This window comes from Candidatus Komeilibacteria bacterium CG_4_10_14_0_2_um_filter_37_10, from assembly GCA_002793075.1.
In the GTDB taxonomy this organism is placed as follows: domain Bacteria; phylum Patescibacteriota; class Patescibacteriia; order UBA1558; family UBA1558; genus UM-FILTER-37-10.
The window spans coordinates 1-20510 of record PFPO01000035.1; the positions used below are offsets into that span (position 1 = coordinate 1).

Here is a 20510-nt window from a genome sequence, read left to right on the forward strand (position 1 = left end):
CAAATAGGCGTGAAAGGATGTGGGTGAAACAATAATAACGTGCTTTTCTTTGAAGGCATATTCTATCAGATCACGAGTGTTAACTTTGACGGTACCGACTTGATTAACCAGTAAATCATAATAGATAGCTTCCGCTGGTATAAACATAAAGGCAAAGTCCATGGTATGCAAATCTGGTCTAATATATTTACTAGTCTCATCGATTCTATTTTTTAAATCTTGCTTAAATAATTTTTCTAACCTGAGTCTTTCAGTCTCATCTCTTTCTACCGCTATTTTATTATAATTATCTAAAGAAAATTTGGAATCAACTGGTATAATTTTATCTTTTACAAAAATAACTGCGTCCACGATCAAGTCACTACCATCATCACCCTTCCCTAATTTGTACTGTTGTTGATAGCTTTGCGGTGGTAACACATTTTTCAAAACTGTTTCTAAGTAGTACTCACCCAAAATACCGCGCTGCTTTGGATTTTTGAGAATATCTTGCAACTGTTGTAATTGGTCAGTAAAATTAATGACTTGCTTATTAGTCTCATCTAAGCGTACTAATTTTTCCGTTACATTCTCGACAATCTTTACGGTTTCGCCAAATTGACTTTGCATGGCGCGATTCGATTCGCCTAATTTTAAATCAATACTCTTACCAATTTCATTAATTTGATTTTGGAGCATTAATAAAGACTGATCTTGACTTTGATCAGTTTTATTTTTCAATAGTCGCCAGAATAATAAAGCAAAACCAGCAATGATAATAACCAATAAAACAAAAAATTCTAAAGTCATAGGTGATTATAATTTAAATAATTTGAAGGAATTATGAGCTACTTGCTCCACTAATTCATCATATCCCATCCCCCGCAAAGAGGCAACCTTTCGTGCCACCTCAGCAACCCTGATCGGCTCATTGCGCTCACCGCGATAAGGTTCAGGGGTTAAATAAGGACTGTCTGTTTCAATAATCATTTTATCCAAGGGTATGGTTTTGGCTAAATACTGCAGTTGCTCTGCTTTCTTGGTAAAAGTAACAATGCCCGTAAAACCAAGATGAAAGCCTTGCTCTAAAAATTGTTGGGCTTCATCTTGATTACCACCGAAACAGTGAATCAAACCAACGTGACAATCATACTCGCGCAAAGTATTAATGATATCCTGATATGCTTGGGGCTGATCCTGACCATTACGACCATGCAACATTAGTGGCAAATTATTACTTTGTGCTAATTTAATATGCTGAACAAAAACCTCTTTTTGTTTAATTTTAATCTCCTCAATAGTTTTACTTTTTTCTTTTAGATAAAAATAATCACAACCTGTTTCGCCAATAGCAACAATTCTTTTGTGCTGTTTGATTAACTCCTGATAATCAGCGCTGATAAATTCTTCGTCAAAAACATGAATTGGATGCAAGCCAATACAAGCATAAAAAGAATCATACTGCTCAGCCAAAGTCACTGCTAACTTACTAGTTGCTAACTCGGAGCCAACATTAATTACCTTCATCCCGAGAGCCAAACAACGATCAATCACTACTGATCGATCACTGGCATAAGCCTCAAAGTCCAGATGGGCATGAGAGTCAATAAGCATAAATATTTAAAAAATGAACTGCCTTAGTGCTTGTAATGAATCGGGAATGAAAGGACTGATGACCTGAGAAATAGCAATAAAGTAGTGAATAAATTGTGATTCTAAAATATAGGTATCCAGAGCCTCGGAAAATGGTAATAAATAAAAAATATACATCACGACAGAAATAACGAGAACGCCTTCAAAAAATCCCAAAACCGCTCCGGCTAAATGATTGATCGCTTTCAATCCGGGAATAATCGCAATAGCATCATAAATCTTATCAATCATATAAAACACCAAACCAACTACCTGGGAAGATAAGGCAAATAGTACAATAAAAGCAATAACTTGTTGTAGAGTTTCACTAGCAAAAGATATTTGCGCAAACCAGGGAGCAATTTCTAAATAATATTGACCAGCAATAAAAGCGCCAACAAAAACACCAATGACGCGTCCTAACGACGAAATCAAACCTGATTTAAAACCAAAATAAATAAATGAGGCGATGATAATAAGAATCAGCAGGTCAATAATGGGCATATTATTAACAATTAATTATTTAGCTCTAAACGTGGAAACAAAATTGGTGCTTTAACAATTTGTTTGGCGGTTAAAAGATCCAGAATTTGTTGGGTGACTTGTGGCATAAACGGTTGTAGCCAAGTGGTTATTAATTTTAATTCGCAAGCAGTAATACTTAAAACTTCAACTAACTCCGGTCCCATTGCCATCTGCCAGGGTTTCTTATCACTTAAAAATGTATCAATATTATTTTTCAAGCGCTGATTGATAGCAGCCAACACCAAATCAAAGCGGTACTGAGCAAATTCCATCCGACGCTCCTCTTCCCACTGCTGACAAGATTCGGAAAAGATAAGTTGCTGTTCACCGGTAACTATTTTAACTTGCCAATCAATATTGATTTTATTTTTTTCAATCAAGTTGGTTATTCGCGCTACGGCATTACCCAAACCATTAGCCAAATCGGAATTATATCTTTCAGCAAATAAATTTTCGCGAATATCTGCTTCCTGACCAAAGGGAAATTGGGATAGTAATAAATAACGAGCAGCATCAGCACCGAAACGATCAACAAGCTCCTGAGGTTTAATCACATTACCAATAGTCTTGCTCATCTTCTCACCATTGATCGTAAAAAAGCCATGAATAAATTCGGACTGCGGTACATCAAGACCCAAAGCTAATAAAATGGCCGGCCAATAAACAGCATGGAACTTGAGAATATCTTGTGCCATCAAATGCACTTCGCAAGGCCACCACTTCTTAAAATCGTCCATTTGAAACGGATAACCAATAGCCGTAATATAGTTAGACAAGGCATCAACCCAAACATAAGAAACTTGATTTTGATCAAAAGGCAATTCCACGCCCCAAGCTACTTTACTCTTTTGCCGGGAAACAGAAAAATCTGTTAACACGCCATCTTTGATTAAACCCAGTACCTCGTTTTTTCTACTCTCTGGTCGGATTTTAATCTGATCGTCTTTAATTAACTCCCCTATTTTTGGCAAAAATTGTTCCAACTTAAAAAACCAATTCTTTTCGATAATCACTTCTGGTACGCGCTTATGATCGGGGCATTGCCCATTAATCAAATCGCGATCATTTAAAAATTTTTCACAACCGACACAATAATTTCCCTGGTACTCTCGTTCCTCCAGATAACCACCATCATACAATTGTTGAAAAATATTAACCACTGCCCGCTCGTGTAAAGGATCGGTAGTGCGAATAAAATAATCATTAGTAATATTAAGTATTTGCCAAGCCGCCCGAAAACGAGCGCTGTTTTGATCACAAAATTCTTTGGGGGTCATGTTGTTCTTCACCGCCATCTCCGCTACCTTAGCACCGTGTTCGTCGGTACCGGTTAAGAAAAAAACGGCGTCGCCTTGCCACCGATGATAGCGTGACAAAACATCGGCCACTATCGTCGTATAAGCATGACCGATATGTGGTTCGTCATTAACATAATAAATTGGTGTGGTGATATAAAATTTTTTATTAGCCATATTATTTGTTGGCGGAGTGCGATCCTTCAATAATCACAACCCATTCGCCTTTAATTATTTCTTTAGTTAATTGTTGTTGAACTTGTGACAAACTACCGCGAATTACTTGGCCAAACATTTTTGTTAATTCTTTACATAACACTACTCTCCTATTTTCCGCTAAACCCGCAACAGCTAATTCCGTCAGTAGCTTCTGTACTCGATAAACAGACTCGTAAATGACAACCAAATATTTACTAGCGACAACTTCTTTAATCATTGTTTGCCGTCCTTTTTTATGAGGTAAAAAGCCAAGAAAGATAAACTGATCAGTTGGTAATCCGGAAATACTCAAAGCGGTCGTTAAAGCGCTCACGCCAGGAATTGGTTCAATCTCACAGCCAATTTTAACTAATTCCTGAACCAAATAACCTCCGGGGTCGGCGATGCCCGGCGTACCAGCGTCCGTGACTAATCCTAGTTGTAAACCAGCGACGACATATTGTTTTATTTGTTCCAATTTTTGAATCTTACTATGCTGATGCCAGCTTACTAATTTTTTACTAATCTGTAAATGTTGCAATAATTTGCTAGTATGCCTCGTATCTTCACATAATAATAAATCAACAGTACTAATTATTTCTTTAGCTCGCGCTGTCAAATCGCCTAGATTGCCGATCGGTGTACCAATAATATAGAGTTTACCCTGAGGCATCTTTCTTTTCTGTTTCTTCAATTAATGGTGTACCCTCGCGATGAGAGAAGACATCTTCTAAAAATACAGAGATACCAGAAGCCACGGGAACAGCTAAAATAATACCCGGGATACCGCCTAGTTTGCCGCCAACTAACATCACAATAATTACGATTAAAGGATTAATACCAACAGATTTACTCATAACCTTAGGAACGATGATATGTGCTTCGATCTGTTGAATGATCACGAACATCAAAACCACAATTAAGGCTTTGAGTGGCGACTGAGCAAGGGCTAAAAATACCGCTGGCGTGGCACCGATAATTGGCCCGAGATATGGTATGACCTCTGTTAACCCAGCAATCATGGCTAGTACTAGTGCGTAATCAACACCCAAACTGGTCAGGCCAATAAAAGTTAGAGAAAAAATTACTAAACATAATATCAATTGACCCCGCAACCAATACCCTAAACGCGTTTGAATGCGGTTGATCAAATTCATTAAATATGGCTGATTGTCTACGGGACTAACAGACTTAACAAAACGCTTAATGGCATCTTCCTCAACAGTAAAATAAAAAGTAATAACTAGTACCAGAACAAAGGAAAAGAGTCCACCAAAGATATCAATAACAGTAGAAAATATACCACTAGCTGTTTGACTCAAGTTACTAGTTAACGCACCGATGCTGCCTTGCATCTGATCCGCCACATCAATCTGTGAACGATTGGTAGTTAAATAATTAAAGCCCTCGACCACCTTGGAATAATAATGAGGGAAATCATTGGCAATTAATTTTAACTCCGTGGTAATTGGTGGAATAATCAAAATAACTGAGGAGCTGAGAATGGCAAATAAAATAATGTACAAAAAAATCAAACCCACTCCTCTGGGGATCTTATGTTTCTGCATCCAGTCAACAAAAGGATCAAGCGCCGAACCCATTACTAAAGCAATGAAGATTAAAACAATAGCCTCCCGGACCATGTATAAGAATGCCAAAACTAAAAGAAAAATAACGACCTTGATAAAAGTGTTGGTCGAAATATCAACGACCGTCTTGGGATTTTTCATAATCTTGCTTTATTAATTAGATTATTAAAATATTTTTTGGTACGATATGGTCCAATCACTGCTAAATTCAGTCGTTGCTGTTGAAAGATATAATTAGCCACCCGCTGAATGTCAGCTGCGGTTATGCTATTAATTTTTTTCTTGAGATCGGAAAACTCCATCGTCTGACCCAAATCTAAATATTGTTTCATTAACCAATGCAAATAATCTAGTGAATCCTCCCATTGCAGGGCTAGTTTGCCTTGCCAATAAGTTTTTGCTTTATTAATTTCCGCTATTGGTATTGATTCAGTTTTTATTTTTTTTAATTCCTGAATAATTAATTGATACGCTAACTCTATTTTATCTTGATTTAAACCAGCGCGGATTTCAAAATAACCATTGTCTTGATGATCAGCAACACTGCTATTAATGCTATAGCATAGACCATGACGTTCGCGAATATTAATAAAAAGTCGAGAACTCATATTACCGCCCAAAATCAAAGCTAATAAAACACTGGCTAAATAATCTGGGTGCTTTCTGCTAAAACTAGGCCATGCTAATGATAGTTGTGATTGCTTGGTTTTTTTATAATCAACTAACAAACGTGGTTGTTTTTGGGTGGTTTGCCAGGGGCTATTAACGGTGATCTTTTTATTGCGACGCAGTCCAGAAAAATATTGATTTAACATTTTTACAGCTTGCTCTTTTTTGATATGACCAACTACACCGAAAATCGTATTGCTACCATGATAATATTGGCGTTGATAATTAATTATTTTCTTTCGCGTCATTTGCCGAATATTTTTTTCTGGTCCGGCAATGTCATTAGCCAAGCTGTGTCCCTGATATACTGATTGTTCAATCAGATCATCAATATACATAATGGGATTGTCACGATACATTCTAATCTCTTCAATAATCACACCTCGTTCGCGTTTAATCTCTTCGGCGGCAAACAAGGAATTGGTTAACATATCAGCTAAAATATCAAAAGCCGTATGTACTTGCTCTTGCGCTACTTTAATATAATAACCTGTAAAATCTTTACTGGTAAAAGCATTGTAATTAGCACCAATCTTATCTAGTTCTTGAGTTAAAATAAAAGTATTGGGACGCTTTTTCGTACCCTTAAAAAAAAGATGCTCCAGGAAGTGAGAAATGCCATTGAGCTCTTGGGATTCATAACGGGAACCCACCCGAAACATGACTAATAAGGCTACTGATTTAACTGCTGGACGTTCCGCAATAATAGCTTGGGCGCCATTTTTTAATTTGACTATCTTTTGCATAATTTAATTATCTTTTAACTTACAAGCAAAATATTCTGATAGCTCACTAATAGCAATTCTTTCTTGCTGCATGGAGTCACGATCACGCACCGTTACTGCCATATCCTCAACCGTTTCAAAGTCAATCGTCAAACAATATGGTGTACCGATTTCGTCTTGGCGACGATATCTTTTGCCGATGGAGCCGGTTTCATCATACTGTACAAAATAATTCTTATTTAAATTACTCTGAATTTCGCGAGCAATATTAATTAATTTTTCCTTTTTGGAAAGTGGTAAAATGGCAATTTTGATTGGTGCTAAAACATAAGGTAATTTGAGAACTACTTCCATGTCTTTAATTGCTTCTGTCGTAGTGGAACGCCCACCATCTATTTCTGTATAGGCTTCTAATAAACAGGCCAGGAAAGATCGGTCGACTCCTAATGATGGCTCAATAACGTGCGGTAAAAATTTTTCTTTGGTAATAGGATCCGTATAAGTCAAATCTTGACCAGAATATTTCTGCTGTTGATGGAGGTCATAATCAGTGCGATAAGCCAGTCCATACAACTCTTTTTGACCAAAAGGATATTGATACTCAAAATCAATGGTCCGCTTGGAATAAAACGCTCTTTCACCATCGGGTATTTCGTGCTCAATCAAATTTTCTTTCCTAATACCTAATAATTGACACCACTCACGCATTTGTATCTGCCACTCGGAAAAGTATTTATGCCATTCACTTTCATGGACAAAATATTCAATTTCCATTTGCTCAAATTCTCTAGTACGAAAAATAAAATTCTCCGTCGTAATCTCATTGCGAAACGCTTTACCAATTTGAGCGATACCAAATGGTAAACGGGCGCGCATAGTTTCAGTAATGCTTTTAAAATTGGTGAAAATACCACCAGCCGTTTCTGGTCGCAAATAAACAGCAGAAGCCTCTTCCGTCACTGGTCCCATGAAAGTCTTAAACATCAAATTGAATTGACGTTGGTCAGTTAACTCACCACCGCAATCAGGACAGCGTAAATCAACCAAATCAATCCTCTTTTCTTTGTCATATTGCGGTGACAAGGCGCTAGGTGCTAATAAATGATCAGCCCGAAAACGACGACGGCATTTTTTACAATCTACTAAGGGATCGGAAAAATTGGCAATATGCCCAGATGCTTCCCAAACCTTAGGGTGCATAATAATAGCGGCATCCAAACCGAACATATCTGGTCTTTGCTGAACAAATTTTTTCCACCAAGCTTTTTTAATATTATTTTTAAGTTCTATCCCCAAAGGACCATAATCATAAGCCGCTGATAAGCCACCATATATTTCAGAAGAGGGGAAAATAAAGCCCCTGCGTTTAGCCAAGGCAACAACTTTTTCCATTGAATTACTGCTGTTCATAAAATAGATTAATTTAGTATTATTTATTATATTTTACTAAAATATTGGTTTTTTGGCAAATTTTATTGACCCCGCGGGTTGGTGCGATGAATAAGGCCAATCACGCATAGAACTCACTATTTTGTGCTTAATTGGATTGGTATTAATGTAATGAATTGCAGTCCATAAGTATTGTTCTGATCGTATTCTCTTACTTTTGAATCTGCCCTGCCAAACATAGCCATTCCTTTGGCGGGTGATATTATAATATCTAGCGTAGGAGTTGGATAAATCGGAAATAAACTTACTAATTTTGCAGTTTCCGACCCCAGGGGTCAAAATCAAGAAATGATAATGATTGGGTAAAAAACAATAGGCAATAATGCGAATTTTATACTTTTTTTGGTAGTTAGCTACCTTGATACAAAAACGATCATAGTCCTTTTCCTGATGAAATATGATTTTTTTATTAAGAGAACGATTAAAAATATGATAGTAACTATCTGGTTGAAAAATCCTAACCTTAGTCATAAAAAAACAAGATTATTATTTAATAACCCTGTTATTACTCTAATTTAGCACCAACCCGCGGGGTTGGCAAATCAATTAATATCTTACGGCTTTTTCAATCCTAATCTGCCCACCGGCTTCAAAAATAACCTTATCTCGACGGTCAATCTGGCCGGTTAATAAAAAATTAGCCAAAGCATTTTGTACCCGTTCCTGAATAACACGTTTCAGTGGTCGGGCACCAAACTTCGGATCAAAACCCAAATGTGCCAATTCTAATATTGCCTCTTTGGTAGGCTCTAAATAAATACCTTTTTCCGCCAAACGTTGTTGTTCTTTTTTTAATAACAAAGTAGCTATCTGTTCAATGTGTTCCTGTGTTAATGGTTTGAAAACAATAATATTATCAAAGCGATTAAGAAATTCTGGTCGATAATATGGACGTAATTCCTTTTCTAACAAAGCGTTTTTGATTTGCTCTAAAGGAACGCCGGCCGTTACTTGATCCTGAATATAATTAGTACCGGCGTTGGAAGTGGCAATGATAATTAGATTGGTAAAATCAACAGTGCGACCAGTGACATCAGTTAAACGACCGTCATCCATCACTTGTAAAAAAATATCTAATATTTCTGGACTCGCTTTTTCGATTTCATCCAAAAGTAATATCGCATAGGGTTTTTGACGCACGGCGTTGGTTAAAAAGCCACCCTGATCACTACCCGGCGCACCTAACATTCTCCCAATACTACTTTTTTCTTGATACTCCGACATATCCAAACGAATCATATTACTTTCATTATTAAAATAAACGGCAGCTACAGTTCTCGCCAATTCAGTTTTGCCAACACCGGTTGGTCCTAGAAATAAAAAACTAGCAATTGGTTTTTTTGCATCTCGTAGTTCAGCCCGCGCCCGGCGCAAAGCGGAAGAAACAGCACTCACCGCTTCTTCCTGATTAACCATCCGTTCATGAATAATTTTTTCTAAATTTAATAATTTCTCTGATTCATCAACAGACACTTGGGTTACTGGTATTGAAGACTTTTCCGACACCAACTCTGCTACGTCATTAGCTGTTATTAACTGTCGACTACCCCTCTTATTACGCACTCGAACCCCTACTTCATTCATAATTTCCATAGCTTTACGGGGTAATTTCTGATCAGGCAAATAACGTTTGGATAATTTTACTGCTTGCTCTAAAGCCTCATAGCTAAAAAATACTTGGTTATTGCTTTCCACACTACTAACATTAGCGGCTAACATCTGAATGGCTTGATTTTCCTCTGGCTCTTTAATATCTACTTTTGTTAACACCCCTGCTAAGGCACTATTTTCCACATACTTAGCATAATCCCGCGGATTGGTGGAAGTAAATAATAAAACGCCTCTTTTGATCAAAGACTCGGTAAAAACATCAGCTAAATCGACATTGCCTCGACCAGCAGTAGAGACACCAACTAAATTATGAATGTTATTAATATATAAAACAATATTACCAGCTCTTAATATTTCTTGAGAAATGCGCATTACCCTTTCTTCTAATTCTCCGTCATAAGTCGTTCCTGCTACTAGTTTAGAAACGTGTAAAGAGATAAATCTTTTATCTTGCAAAATAAGCGGTACTTCTTCGGCAACTAGAGCGTTGGCTATGCCCTCAATCACAGTATCAACTCCCACGCCAGAATCACCAACTAAAAGAGGCGAACCACCGCTTTCAATAATATGGTAGATGGTCTCTATTTCTCTTTCGCGAGCAACACATAAACCAAAATATCCACTCTTCGCCAGAGTAGTAAAATCATCAGAAAATAAATCTAACGTTGGTGTGGCGATAGCTGTCATTGCGCGATCCATAGATCCCTTGGGTTTAAATCCTGCTTTATAACGAAAACGTTCGTAACGTTCTTTCAATGATCTCTGAATTCTGATCCAACTAATAACATTATCAATCTTTTCCTGATTAATACCATAATCCAGAAGAATGTCTTTTACCACCGGCGCATACTGCAATGTCGCTGCTAATAACTCTGGTACCTCTACTTTAGTTTGCCGTCGTTCATAAGCCAACATGTAAGCTTGCAAAACAACATCATTAGCCAATTCATCTAAATTCATTAAGCCACCAACTGTCACGATGCCATCGGTTTTGATCACCTGATAAATTGTTTCTCTAATTTTTTTAGCGGCAACACCAAGACGGATCAAGATAACATTAATCTCCTCATCTTTTAGTAAAGAAACAAAAATATGAATCGGTTGAATAGCGCTACCGCCATCGCGTAGGGCAGTATAAAAAGAATTAGCTAAAACCTTAATCGTCGCCTGGGAAAATGAACGACTAATATCTATTTCTTTCTTTTTTTTCACGGGTGACACCTTACCCTTCACCAATACTCTCTGTCGTTCACCTTTTTCTAGTTGCCACCAATAATATAAAAAAAGGTCTCCTAATAATGACCACCAAAAAATATTTAATAAATTAAAATTCCAATTCTGAGCTAATAAATAGTCCTGACCGGTACTATAAAACTGATATATATTAAGCGCTAAAGATATCAGACCAGCCAGGCTTAACACGATCAGTAACCCCTGAATGATACTGTTTATTATTTGGGAAATTTGATCAGCTAAAACCGATACTCGCGAAAAACTTTTTTTCCAAGCTAGCGTCCGACCCTCTAATTGAATAGTTTTATTCGACATGGAACTAAAAAATAATTTGGTAAATTATACCAAGGGGTAATAATAAATAAAAAATTGTAGTAGCTACCAACAATAACAACCAAATTAACATCAATAATAAATGCCATAATAATTGTACTGTGCGCATAAAAAAACTGATCAGCTTACCAGCCGTATCATATTGACCATACATTGGTTTGAACCAATACCGCAATAAAATAGAAATTGATAAACGATTGTTCGCTGCTGTTAAACTCCGCGCGGCACTGCGTAAAGTATTCACCAAACCTTGTGTGTACCACCAAAAAGGGAAATAAACAAATTTCTTTACATAGTCGTAAATTAAAACCCGTCCAATATAAATAATCTCAGCTTGTTTCAGCATAAGACAATTATATCATTAATCATTATTTTTTTGAATGATAGAGATAATAAATCAAGTAGTAAAGTAAAATAAATAATGGCCACCAATAAACAAGTATCGGCCACCAATAAACAACTACCGAAAATGCAATAGTAATCAAACCCAACCAAAATATTAACTGGGTATAATAATCAAGTTGTCTTTTTACCTGTTTCATTATTTGCTCCTCGTTGGGAAAAGTGTCAAAAGCCAATAAACGGCTACGCATTAACCAACTAAGTAATAAAAATACGCAACCCATAATTAAGAAAATGTAGTTCATCGTTATAAATCTCCTTTTTTGATGCTGACTCTAATATCATTCATCAAATTGTAATAAAACTCAATATTGTGCAGAGTTGCTAAACGTAAAGCTAAGGGATCATTAATTTTAAATAAGTGATGTAAGTAACTTAAAGAATACTGACATAATTCGGGAATTACTGATTTGCTGTTGATGGGCTTTTTATCTAAAGCCCAGGCGGCATTGTTCAAATTGATAGTTTGATAATAATTATTAATTTTTGATACCCTCTGATTTAGACGAATATAAAGACGCGCGTGGCGAGCCTCCCGTGTGGGAATCACGCAATCAAACATATCCACTCCTCTTTTTACTGCTGCGACTATATTATCCGGATAACCAACGCCCATTAAGTAGCGTGGTTTATCTACTGGCAAAACATCTTGTAACTCATCTAAAATCTGATACATCTGTTCATTCTTTTCGCCAACTGCTAAACCGCCAATGGCTAAACCAGCAAAGTTCATTTTGGCAAGTTCTCGGGCGCAAAGTAAACGTAAATCTGAAAATGTTGATCCTTGAACAATGCCAAATAATTTCTGACGAACAATTTTTTGAGCCTGATAACTTTTGATACTTTTCTCGGCCCAAAGCAAGGTGCGATCAACAGCTTTTTTAGCCACCTCATAACTGGCCGGGTAAGCCACACATTCGTCAAGTACCATCATTAAATCCGAACCAATAATTTTCTGTGCACGAATAACATCGGCTGGTGAAAAAAAATGTTTACTACCGTCTAAATAAGAAACAAATTCTACTCCTTGATCAGTCAACAAACGATCAACTTTGATTTCTTGCTGACTAATACCTTTTCTCTTTACTTCGCCGTCTAAAGAAAAAATCTGAAATCCCCCCGAGTCCGTTAAAATCGGACCAGACCAATTCATAAATTGATGTAAGCCACCAGCGCGCTTCAATATCTTTAAACTGGGTCGTAAAAAAAGATGGTATGTATTAGCCAAAATAATAGGAATTTTTAGGCGCTGTAAATCTGCAGTGGTAACGCTTTTTACTACTCCCCGTGTAGCAATAGTCATAAAAAAAGGCGTTGCTAAACATCCGTGGGCAGTGTTTAAGATCCCGCAGCGAGCTTTACTTTTTTTCGACTTAAATTGTAATTTAAAAAAATTATTCATCCTACAGATTAAAATGAGTAAACAACTGCCAACCTAAATTAATAACAATGATTAAATAGGCGATAAAAGAAAATATGATATAACATCGTTGTAACAAAAAATTGTAACGTTCATTTTTTCTGAATAAAGCTTTAATAACAATCAACAGCATGAGAAAAACTCGTAAATCAACAATCCAATAAATAGCCGATAAATATGGCCACCAATACGCGAAAATAAAAAAAGCCGGTAAAGAAAACCATTTATCCACCAACGGGTCAAAGTATTCACCAAAGATTGTTATCTTATTTTTTAGTCTGGCTAAAGCGCCATCCCAAAAATCAGTAAATGATCCCAAACCAATCAATATAATAGTTGCTAGCCAAAACCATTTTGGCTGGACAAAATACGGATCAGTATACAAAAACCATAGCCACCAAATAATGAAAGTTAAAAAAAATCGTAGTCCGGTGATTAAATTAGGTGATAACCAGGATGGCGTTATCTGCACCAGTGGCCAAAAACATTGATCCTTACGATCACGCAACTGTAAATATAATTTAAAATTATCTAATAACATCTATTTCACCACCCGACCCTTACCACTAGCACCAAGGTCTAATGGCAAAGAACTATCCATATCAGCATATTTCTTTTCCCATTGCTGATTAATAGACAAATTAATATTGGTTAATAACGGTGCGATCTGATCAACTTGTTCTGCTAGTGGCTTTAATGTGATTTTGAACGAACCTTGAACTTTCTGCTCCGCAGACAAGTTGCCTAAAGGAATGGTTATTCTTCTGGTCTGCTGATCAACTAGTGGCGCTAATCCTGCCAAAACACTGACAAATTGTACTGTGGCTGGCAGATTGGCTGTCCAACTATTGTTCTGTGTGGCTGCCATACCAGCAAAATAATACCACTCAACTTGATAAGTTGTTTCCTTATTTACTTGCGGTGGTAAGGGGCCACTGCCGAGGGGTTTACCAGCAACATCAAAATATAAAACCTTCAGGGATAACTCACCGTTTTGATTAATGATCAGACGGCTAGCTTGACTGGTTTGCACAAAATTTTCACCATTAATCATCTGTTCAATTTTCGCTACTGCTTGAACCGTTAAATCCGCTGTCGTAAATGAATTAGCATCGATCGGTGCTGTTTGTAGTTGGACATTTAAATTGATAACTATCTTATCATTTTGCTTAAATTCCTTTAGCCGTTGACCAATCTGCGGATGATCACTACTCCAGATTATTTTATCGCCATCCTTCACAATGCCCTGGCTATCCTGCCACCCTTGCCAATTAATCATTTTAGAACTGAGGGACAATATTACTTTGGCGTCGTGCAAAATATAATCTGATTTATTGGTAATCACAATCTGATAAGGAATTGTTTGACCCCAAGCTACGATCCCTGAAGACTCGTTGTCTAAATATTGTAAATTGACATCTACTTGCGGCTGGACAATTTTAATTAAAATATTCTCTTGATCTAAAACCGTTTCCTGTCCATTATTTATTTTATAAGCTATGATCTTAATCAATAATTCCTTGGTTGGCACAGTCGGTGGTAACTCGCCATTGAGTAATATTAACTGTTCTTGACCCGGAACTATCTCGTTAAACTCCCAACGATCGCCAGTAAGCTTGGGATCAGAATCACTTAATAAATACTGTTCTGGTTTTTGGATAACGACGCGAATGGGGAAAGCGTCCTTCTGATTGTTCAGTAAATGCAATTTAATAAATAAACCGCCACCGGGTAAAATCTCACTAGGAGCATCAGACCACAAATCCACAGCTACCTTTTTAATATGTACTAACATCTTCTCCTCGACGGAAAAATCTGAGGAAAAATTAGCTGGCTGGTAATCGGTCCGTACTTTGATTTCTTTAGTCTCGTCTTGTTTGCCAGTTATTAGGCCCTTAACTTCTAAAAAAGCTGACTCACCGGGTGCTAAATCGGGCAACGACCAATAGTTCTTACCATCATTTTGTGGTAAGACCGAAGAAGAAACATAATAAAAACCCTCAGGATAAATCAATGTCATCTTCATATTTTGCAATGCTACGCGATCTAAATTGCGATACTTAATCTTAAAAATTATTTCTTCACCAGCCGTTACTTCTGTCTGACCGGCAAAAGCCAGCTGCAAAGAACTTTCACCACTGCCTTGGTCAACCAAACCAAACCATACGGCCAAAGCTACAAAAATAATAAACAATCCAAGAAATACAAAAAAAGGATTCCGCCGCGAGTGTTGTTGTGGTTGCGAAGAAATATTAGGACGGTTAATACGCATCGCTGGTTGCGGTTTTATTCGTCGTTGTTGGCGTAAATCAATAATTCGGCTGCTATTCATACGTTTATACTAAATTATATCTATAATAATTATCCACCATTTTGTTCAACGTGGCAAATGACGCACCCGGGCAATCAATCTTCTTTAACCAATCTAACTTCAGCGACCAAGAAAGTTGCCGATGAAAAAATAAATTGGTTAATTTGGATAAAATCACTCGCTGTTGTGCTGATAATGTTTGCCATTCAATATCATTAATTTGTGCTAATTCTTCCGTCGTTGCGGACCAACCAAGCCAAGTCAGTAAATGCGCTTGTAATAAACAGTAGTAAATAGGAATATTTTTTCTTTTTTCTTGATCGCCCAATAATGTCAGGTAACTATCAAGAACGACAAATATTTCTTTGCCCTCTTCGGCGGTCAATACCAATTGCTCAGCAAGTAACAAGCCCTTACGGCGCCAATATAGCTGCTGCCAATCACAATCTTGCTCCTGATAGGCCGATAATAATTGGGCACCGGCTAAACGTTGAAATCGACTACCCTGTACTAATAATACCTTAGACTTACGACCAATCTCTAAATGGCCAGCTAATTTACTGCTGGTCCGAGCTGCCGCTTTTACTAAAACATTAATCCGACCAAGACGAGCACTTAATAGCGAATACCAACGATCACCATTGGTAATTGTTTTTTTGTTCAGGATAATAACTTGCTCCTGGCAATAAGACATTAATTTATTTTTTGATTAGCGTTAGAATAATCTTTTTATCGGCGATGATAACTTCGGCGGTCACCAATCCAGACTGATTTTCTCCGACTTGCACCTCCGACACCAATACAGCCTGACGCCACCGAGCCAACTCGTCAGATAATAACTCTTGCATATCACTGTCTGTTGTTTGCCAGTACAAAATAACTTGATCAGCAATAGTCAAACCAGCTTTTTTACGCAAGCTATTGATTTGACGAATTAATTCTCTCTGATAACCCTCTTTTCGCAAAGCTGGCGTTATCTCCACATCAAGTGTTACTACTTGTACCTGGTCAGACCAAATAATATTCTTAACGTTTAATTCGTCTTGCACAATTGATTGATATTCCGCTGGTAACAAGTATTGATCTGCTGGTAGCAACAAAGCATTAAGCGGTTGCCGAACTTTAATACCAGCTTGATCACGAGCAGCTAAACCCAGCTCCACTAATTTCCGCACGCGACTCATTTCTGCTATTACCGTTTCCTCAACAGGCACCAGCTCAGGCCACGTGGCTAAGTGGACAGAATTGTTGGCCTGACTATAGTCCAGTCCACTTACCTGTTGATACAAATGTTCGGCGATAAAAGGGGTAAACGGCGCCATTACTTTACTGAGCGTCAACAAAACAAATTCCAGCGTCGCCAGAGCCTCAGCTGATTCCGAACTCTTAAAGCGATCACGCGAGCGTCGCAGATACCAAGTAGATAAATCATTAATCAAAAGAGGTATTTCGCGAGCGGCCTCATACACATGATATTCATTTAGTGCTGTGGTGACATTAGTGATCAACTGATCCAAACATGCCAAAATCCATTGATCCAAAACATTGGTTGGCTTTGGCCTTTTAATGACACTGCTTTTCGCGGCATATAAACTGTAAAATTCATAAACATTCCAAAGGATCATCAGATTTTGCCGAAAAACACTCTGCACATCTTTTAAGTCATAATTCTTTCCTTCACCTGGCTGGTTAATAGTATAAAGGTGCAAACGAACAGCATCAACACCGAACTGATCAATAACTTGCCAGGGGTCAATGATATTACCTTTGGACTTACTCATTTTACGACCAAACTTATCATTGATATGACCCAAACAAATAACGTTTAAATAACTACTGCCCTTATCCAATAAACTACTGATGGCTAATAATGTATAAAACCAACCGCGTGTTTGGTCGATGGCTTCACTGATGTAATTGGCTGGATATTGTATTTTTTGATCGATTAATTCTTGATTGGCAAAGGGATAGTGGTGTTGGGCAAAAGGCATAGCGCCAGAATCAAACCAACAGTCCATTACCTCTTTGACGCGACTCATTTTGCCGCTAGCACAATGCGGGCATCGTAAAAATACTTGATCAATAGCTGGACGATGTAAATCAATATTGTCGGCTAACGGCTCACTGGCAAATTCCTGAAGTTCCTTGATGCTGCCAATTACTTTTTGTTCTTGACACTGGTCACAAATCCAAATCGGAAGTGGCGTACCCCAATAACGTTCGCGCGATATGGCCCAATCTTTGACGCCGGTTAACCATTCACCAAAACGACCTTCTTTGATATGCTGAGGAACCCAATTAATTGTCGCGGCATTTTTTAATAATCTGCTTTTGACCGCGGGGTCAGACATACGAATAAACCACGAGTCTTTAGCATAATATAGTAGCGGCGTATCACAGCGCCAACAAAAAGGATAGTCGTGTTCATACTCCTCCTGTCGCCAAAGTAGATCGTTATTTTGTAAATAATCAATAATTATCTTCTCCGTTGCCGGATCTTTAACAAAACGACCAGCTAAATCGTAAGCGACTAAATCATCAGTAAATAAACCATTCTCTCCTACTGTGTGAACTTTGGGTAAACCAATTTTTTCACCCAACTGATAATCATCATCACCATACATAACGGCCGTATGCACCACGCCAGTACCATCGGCGGTGGTCACGAAATCAGCATCCGTAATATAATAAGACTTTTGTCCAGACTGTTGAATGGCGGCAATATTAAATAAGGGCTGATAGGTTAAACCAACTAAATCAGCGCCCAGGAAACTATTTAATATTTGATACTCGCCAGGAATGATGCTTAAACGATCTTTAGCTAAAATATAGTTTTTTTCTTGATAAAGTATCTTTACATACTCAATTTTTTCACCAACCGCCAAAGCCACATTACCCGGTAAGGTCCAAGGAGTTGTCGTCCAAGCCAAAACAATATCGCCACTCTTTACCAACGCATTACCGGTCAACAATTTAAAGTTTAAATAAACAGAGTTTTCTTTAACCAACTTGTATCCTTGAGCCACTTCGTGACTGGACAAAGCGGTACCACAACGCGGACAGTGCGGTACTACCTTGTGTCCCAAATAAACCAGTCCTTGCTGATGAATTTGCTGAAAAATCCACCACAATGACTCAATATAATTATTTTCATAAGTGACATAGGGATGTTCCAGGTCTAACCAGAAAGCAATGCGTTTAGTTAATTTCTCCCACTCTTCTTGATATTCCCAAACACTCTGGCGACACTCTTGGTTAAACTTAGCAATACCATACTTCTCAATATCTGGCTTGCCCGAAATCTTCAGCTTCTTCTCCACCTGTAACTCGACTGGTAATCCGTGAGTATCCCAACCAGCTTTGCGCTCCACCCGAAAACCGTTCATGGTTTTAAACCTGGGTAAAACGTCCTTAAAGGCACGAGCTAAAACATGGTGAATCCCTGGTTTACCATTGGCTGTCGGTGGTCCTTCAAAAAAAACAAAATTGCCAGCGGGTGCTGACTTCTTGATACTTTGAGCGAAAATACTATTTTTTTCCCACCAAGTTAATATTTCCTCTTCATTCTTGGGAAAATTTATCATCATACAAATATAGTTAAACTAAGACAGTATTACTATCTTAGCAAAAAAAACCAATATTTCCAAGACTGAGATTAAAATAGTAAATTATGAATAAATCTCAGTACCTTGCTGTTTTCTTTTGGCCGCTGTGCTAGAGGCCAACCAACTACCTTAGATGGCTTGACCAAATACGGTGTCGTACCGCGAAATGGTCGAATAATTTTTTTAATTTCGCCCTCGTAATTTTGCATAACTATTTAAATAATTTTTTTATTTCTTCAATACGCCAACGTTTTTTTTCTTGCAAATTAAAAATTTGACGCAATCGCTTAGGCGCCTCTACCGGATCATATAGTCGGTAACCACCACGGCTTCTTTTGACTTCCTGCAAAAGACCTTCTTGGGTATAGAAGTGTATGGTTGATGGCAGACAACCGACCTCCTTGGCTAATTCGCCAATTTTCAAATACGTCATAGGGGGTAGTTCGGCCAAGCTAAAACAAATAAATTAAGATATAGTTCTTCAGCTGAAGGAAGTAAGATATCCACACCCTACTCCTTCAAAATAATTATATCTTATTTTTTACAAACCGTAAAGTGGCAAGTACCACTTTATACTTTATGGTTAATGATAAACTCAGAATATCAGGAAATCGGGGAATCTGATTAATTGGATGACAAACGTGGTTTGCCCGCCACCACGCTAGCGCTTTGGCGCAGCGGGTGGCGTATTCGTTCGAAGTGACAAAGAGGTAGTGGTACGGTAAGACATACGGGATTTGAGCCTGATGCTCGGGCTCTGGATTGCTTCTCCACCCGCCTTTGGCGCGGTGGATCGCAATGACAGACTGGAATTGGGCTAGCGCTAACAAACAAAGTATTGTCTTTCCAGCGCAGGCTGGAAACCAGCTCCAAATTGTTTTTATTTTACGTTAAGTCATAATGCTAACAAAATATGTGCTGGACACTGGATCCTGGTCCAGTGTGACAAGACGGGGTTTGAGCTAGCGCTGGGGTCGGGATACCGGGATATCAGGAAATCAGGTTAAAGAAAGGGTGTGACAAATGGGATGTGGCTCATTCGCTCCGTCTGACGGGGCGGATTATCGTCTCTCTGATATTGATTTTATAGTGTTCTCCGTATCCGCCAAAGGCGGATTATCGTCTCTCTGATATTGATTTTATATTGTTCGACGATAAAAAAACAGCTCCGTACCGTAATGGTATGGAGCTGTTTAAAACTTTACTGTAAAAATCAACTATTTTGTTGCAGCTGCGTTCTGTTCTGCTACGTATCTACTAATAGCATCAATAACCTTTGAATCAGACTTAAGCTTCTCAGTAAATAAGATGTGAGCGGCATTGATAGTCATCTCATCAACTGGTCCATGCAATTCATTACCTAACTTGACCAAGGACAACTCTTGTTGAGTCTGTTGCTGATCCTGCGCTACTTGGGTGTTACCAGTTTCGGTTGTCTGTAAGGGTCTTTGTACTACCTGTAAGTAATAAATGTCCTTCAAAACAACTTCTTTACTGCCTTCGCTAACAACTTTACCAAAATAAACTTGTCCAT

At 37.9% G+C, this 20510-nt stretch carries 19 protein-coding genes; all 19 read right to left on the reverse strand.

The features are described 5' to 3' along the window. The coding region (locus COX77_01785; protein PIZ99315.1) for a DNA recombination protein RmuC at positions 1-789 on the reverse strand (789 nt) is incomplete at its 3' end. 6 nt (positions 790-795) lie between these two features. Then, positions 796-1593: a hydrolase TatD gene (locus COX77_01790; protein PIZ99316.1), complete on the reverse strand. Its 798-nt coding sequence runs from the start codon at positions 1591-1593 to the stop codon at positions 796-798. A gap of 6 nt (positions 1594-1599) precedes the next feature. After that, positions 1600-2115: a hypothetical protein gene (locus COX77_01795; protein PIZ99317.1), complete on the reverse strand. Its 516-nt coding sequence runs from the start codon at positions 2113-2115 to the stop codon at positions 1600-1602. A gap of 11 nt (positions 2116-2126) precedes the next feature. Next, entirely contained in the window at positions 2127-3608 is a 1482-nt protein-coding gene (locus tag COX77_01800; GenBank protein PIZ99318.1) for a methionine--tRNA ligase, read from the reverse strand. Position 3609: 1 nt separating this feature from the next. Next, positions 3610-4302: a 16S rRNA (cytidine(1402)-2'-O)-methyltransferase gene (gene rsmI / locus COX77_01805; protein ID PIZ99319.1), complete on the reverse strand. Its 693-nt coding sequence runs from the start codon at positions 4300-4302 to the stop codon at positions 3610-3612. Then, positions 4289-5359 carry a hypothetical protein gene (locus tag COX77_01810; GenBank protein ID PIZ99320.1) on the reverse strand — a complete coding sequence of 357 codons (1071 nt, stop codon included), beginning with the start codon at positions 5357-5359 and terminating at the stop codon, positions 4289-4291. The genes rsmI and COX77_01810 overlap by 14 nt, the downstream gene beginning before the upstream one ends. Beyond that, a complete protein-coding gene (locus tag COX77_01815; protein PIZ99321.1) occupies positions 5356-6633 on the reverse strand; it encodes a hypothetical protein in 1278 nt (425 codons plus the stop codon). The genes COX77_01810 and COX77_01815 overlap by 4 nt, the downstream gene beginning before the upstream one ends. Positions 6634-6636: 3 nt before the next feature. Beyond that, positions 6637-8004 (reverse strand): glycine--tRNA ligase, encoded by a 1368-nt coding sequence (locus tag COX77_01820; GenBank protein ID PIZ99322.1) that lies wholly within the window; start codon positions 8002-8004, stop codon positions 6637-6639. Positions 8005-8058: 54 nt separating this feature from the next. Next, complete coding sequence (locus COX77_01825) at positions 8059-8532, reverse strand: hypothetical protein (protein PIZ99323.1); 474 nt, start codon at positions 8530-8532, stop codon at positions 8059-8061. Positions 8533-8607: 75 nt separating this feature from the next. Then, positions 8608-11220: a hypothetical protein gene (locus tag COX77_01830; GenBank protein PIZ99324.1), complete on the reverse strand. Its 2613-nt coding sequence runs from the start codon at positions 11218-11220 to the stop codon at positions 8608-8610. A 4-nt stretch (positions 11221-11224) separates the two neighbouring features. Beyond that, positions 11225-11584, reverse strand: a complete 360-nt coding sequence (locus COX77_01835) for a hypothetical protein (protein PIZ99325.1) — start codon at positions 11582-11584, stop codon at positions 11225-11227. Between the two features lie 22 nt (positions 11585-11606). After that, the gene (locus COX77_01840) at positions 11607-11885 is read right to left on the reverse strand and encodes a hypothetical protein (GenBank protein ID PIZ99326.1); all 279 of its coding nucleotides are present in this window, start codon (positions 11883-11885) and stop codon (positions 11607-11609) included. A gap of 2 nt (positions 11886-11887) precedes the next feature. Continuing rightward, positions 11888-13042, reverse strand: coding sequence for a tRNA guanosine(34) transglycosylase Tgt (locus COX77_01845; protein ID PIZ99327.1), 1155 nt, complete (start codon positions 13040-13042; stop codon positions 11888-11890). 1 nt (position 13043) lies between these two features. Continuing rightward, positions 13044-13601, reverse strand: a complete 558-nt coding sequence (locus COX77_01850; GenBank protein PIZ99328.1) for a hypothetical protein — start codon at positions 13599-13601, stop codon at positions 13044-13046. Beyond that, complete coding sequence (locus COX77_01855; protein ID PIZ99329.1) at positions 13602-15392, reverse strand: hypothetical protein; 1791 nt, start codon at positions 15390-15392, stop codon at positions 13602-13604. A gap of 4 nt (positions 15393-15396) precedes the next feature. Next, positions 15397-16065, reverse strand: a complete 669-nt coding sequence (locus COX77_01860; GenBank protein PIZ99330.1) for a hypothetical protein — start codon at positions 16063-16065, stop codon at positions 15397-15399. 4 nt (positions 16066-16069) lie between these two features. Beyond that, entirely contained in the window at positions 16070-18958 is a 2889-nt protein-coding gene (locus COX77_01865) for an isoleucine--tRNA ligase (protein ID PIZ99331.1), read from the reverse strand. A gap of 229 nt (positions 18959-19187) precedes the next feature. Further along, positions 19188-19409 carry a hypothetical protein gene (locus COX77_01870; GenBank protein PIZ99332.1) on the reverse strand — a complete coding sequence of 74 codons (222 nt, stop codon included), beginning with the start codon at positions 19407-19409 and terminating at the stop codon, positions 19188-19190. Between the two features lie 784 nt (positions 19410-20193). Next, the coding region (locus COX77_01875) for a hypothetical protein (GenBank protein PIZ99333.1) at positions 20194-20510 on the reverse strand (317 nt) is incomplete at its 5' end.

Coding starts and splice junctions, on each gene's coding strand:
- COX77_01790 (PIZ99316.1), bottom strand. CDS start 1,593: ATGCTTATTGACTCTCATGCCCATCTGGACTTTGAGGCTTATGCCAGT.
- COX77_01795 (PIZ99317.1), bottom strand. CDS start 2,115: ATGCCCATTATTGACCTGCTGATTCTTATTATCATCGCCTCATTTATT.
- COX77_01800 (PIZ99318.1), bottom strand. CDS start 3,608: ATGGCTAATAAAAAATTTTATATCACCACACCAATTTATTATGTTAAT.
- rsmI (PIZ99319.1), bottom strand. CDS start 4,302: ATGCCTCAGGGTAAACTCTATATTATTGGTACACCGATCGGCAATCTA.
- COX77_01810 (PIZ99320.1), bottom strand. CDS start 5,359: ATGAAAAATCCCAAGACGGTCGTTGATATTTCGACCAACACTTTTATC.
- COX77_01815 (PIZ99321.1), bottom strand. CDS start 6,633: ATGCAAAAGATAGTCAAATTAAAAAATGGCGCCCAAGCTATTATTGCG.
- COX77_01820 (PIZ99322.1), bottom strand. CDS start 8,004: ATGGAAAAAGTTGTTGCCTTGGCTAAACGCAGGGGCTTTATTTTCCCC.
- COX77_01825 (PIZ99323.1), bottom strand. CDS start 8,532: ATGACTAAGGTTAGGATTTTTCAACCAGATAGTTACTATCATATTTTT.
- COX77_01830 (PIZ99324.1), bottom strand. CDS start 11,220: ATGTCGAATAAAACTATTCAATTAGAGGGTCGGACGCTAGCTTGGAAA.
- COX77_01835 (PIZ99325.1), bottom strand. CDS start 11,584: ATGCTGAAACAAGCTGAGATTATTTATATTGGACGGGTTTTAATTTAC.
- COX77_01840 (PIZ99326.1), bottom strand. CDS start 11,885: ATGAACTACATTTTCTTAATTATGGGTTGCGTATTTTTATTACTTAGT.
- COX77_01845 (PIZ99327.1), bottom strand. CDS start 13,042: ATGAATAATTTTTTTAAATTACAATTTAAGTCGAAAAAAAGTAAAGCT.
- COX77_01850 (PIZ99328.1), bottom strand. CDS start 13,601: ATGTTATTAGATAATTTTAAATTATATTTACAGTTGCGTGATCGTAAG.
- COX77_01855 (PIZ99329.1), bottom strand. CDS start 15,392: ATGAATAGCAGCCGAATTATTGATTTACGCCAACAACGACGAATAAAA.
- COX77_01860 (PIZ99330.1), bottom strand. CDS start 16,065: ATGTCTTATTGCCAGGAGCAAGTTATTATCCTGAACAAAAAAACAATT.
- COX77_01865 (PIZ99331.1), bottom strand. CDS start 18,958: ATGATGATAAATTTTCCCAAGAATGAAGAGGAAATATTAACTTGGTGG.
- COX77_01870 (PIZ99332.1), bottom strand. CDS start 19,409: ATGACGTATTTGAAAATTGGCGAATTAGCCAAGGAGGTCGGTTGTCTG.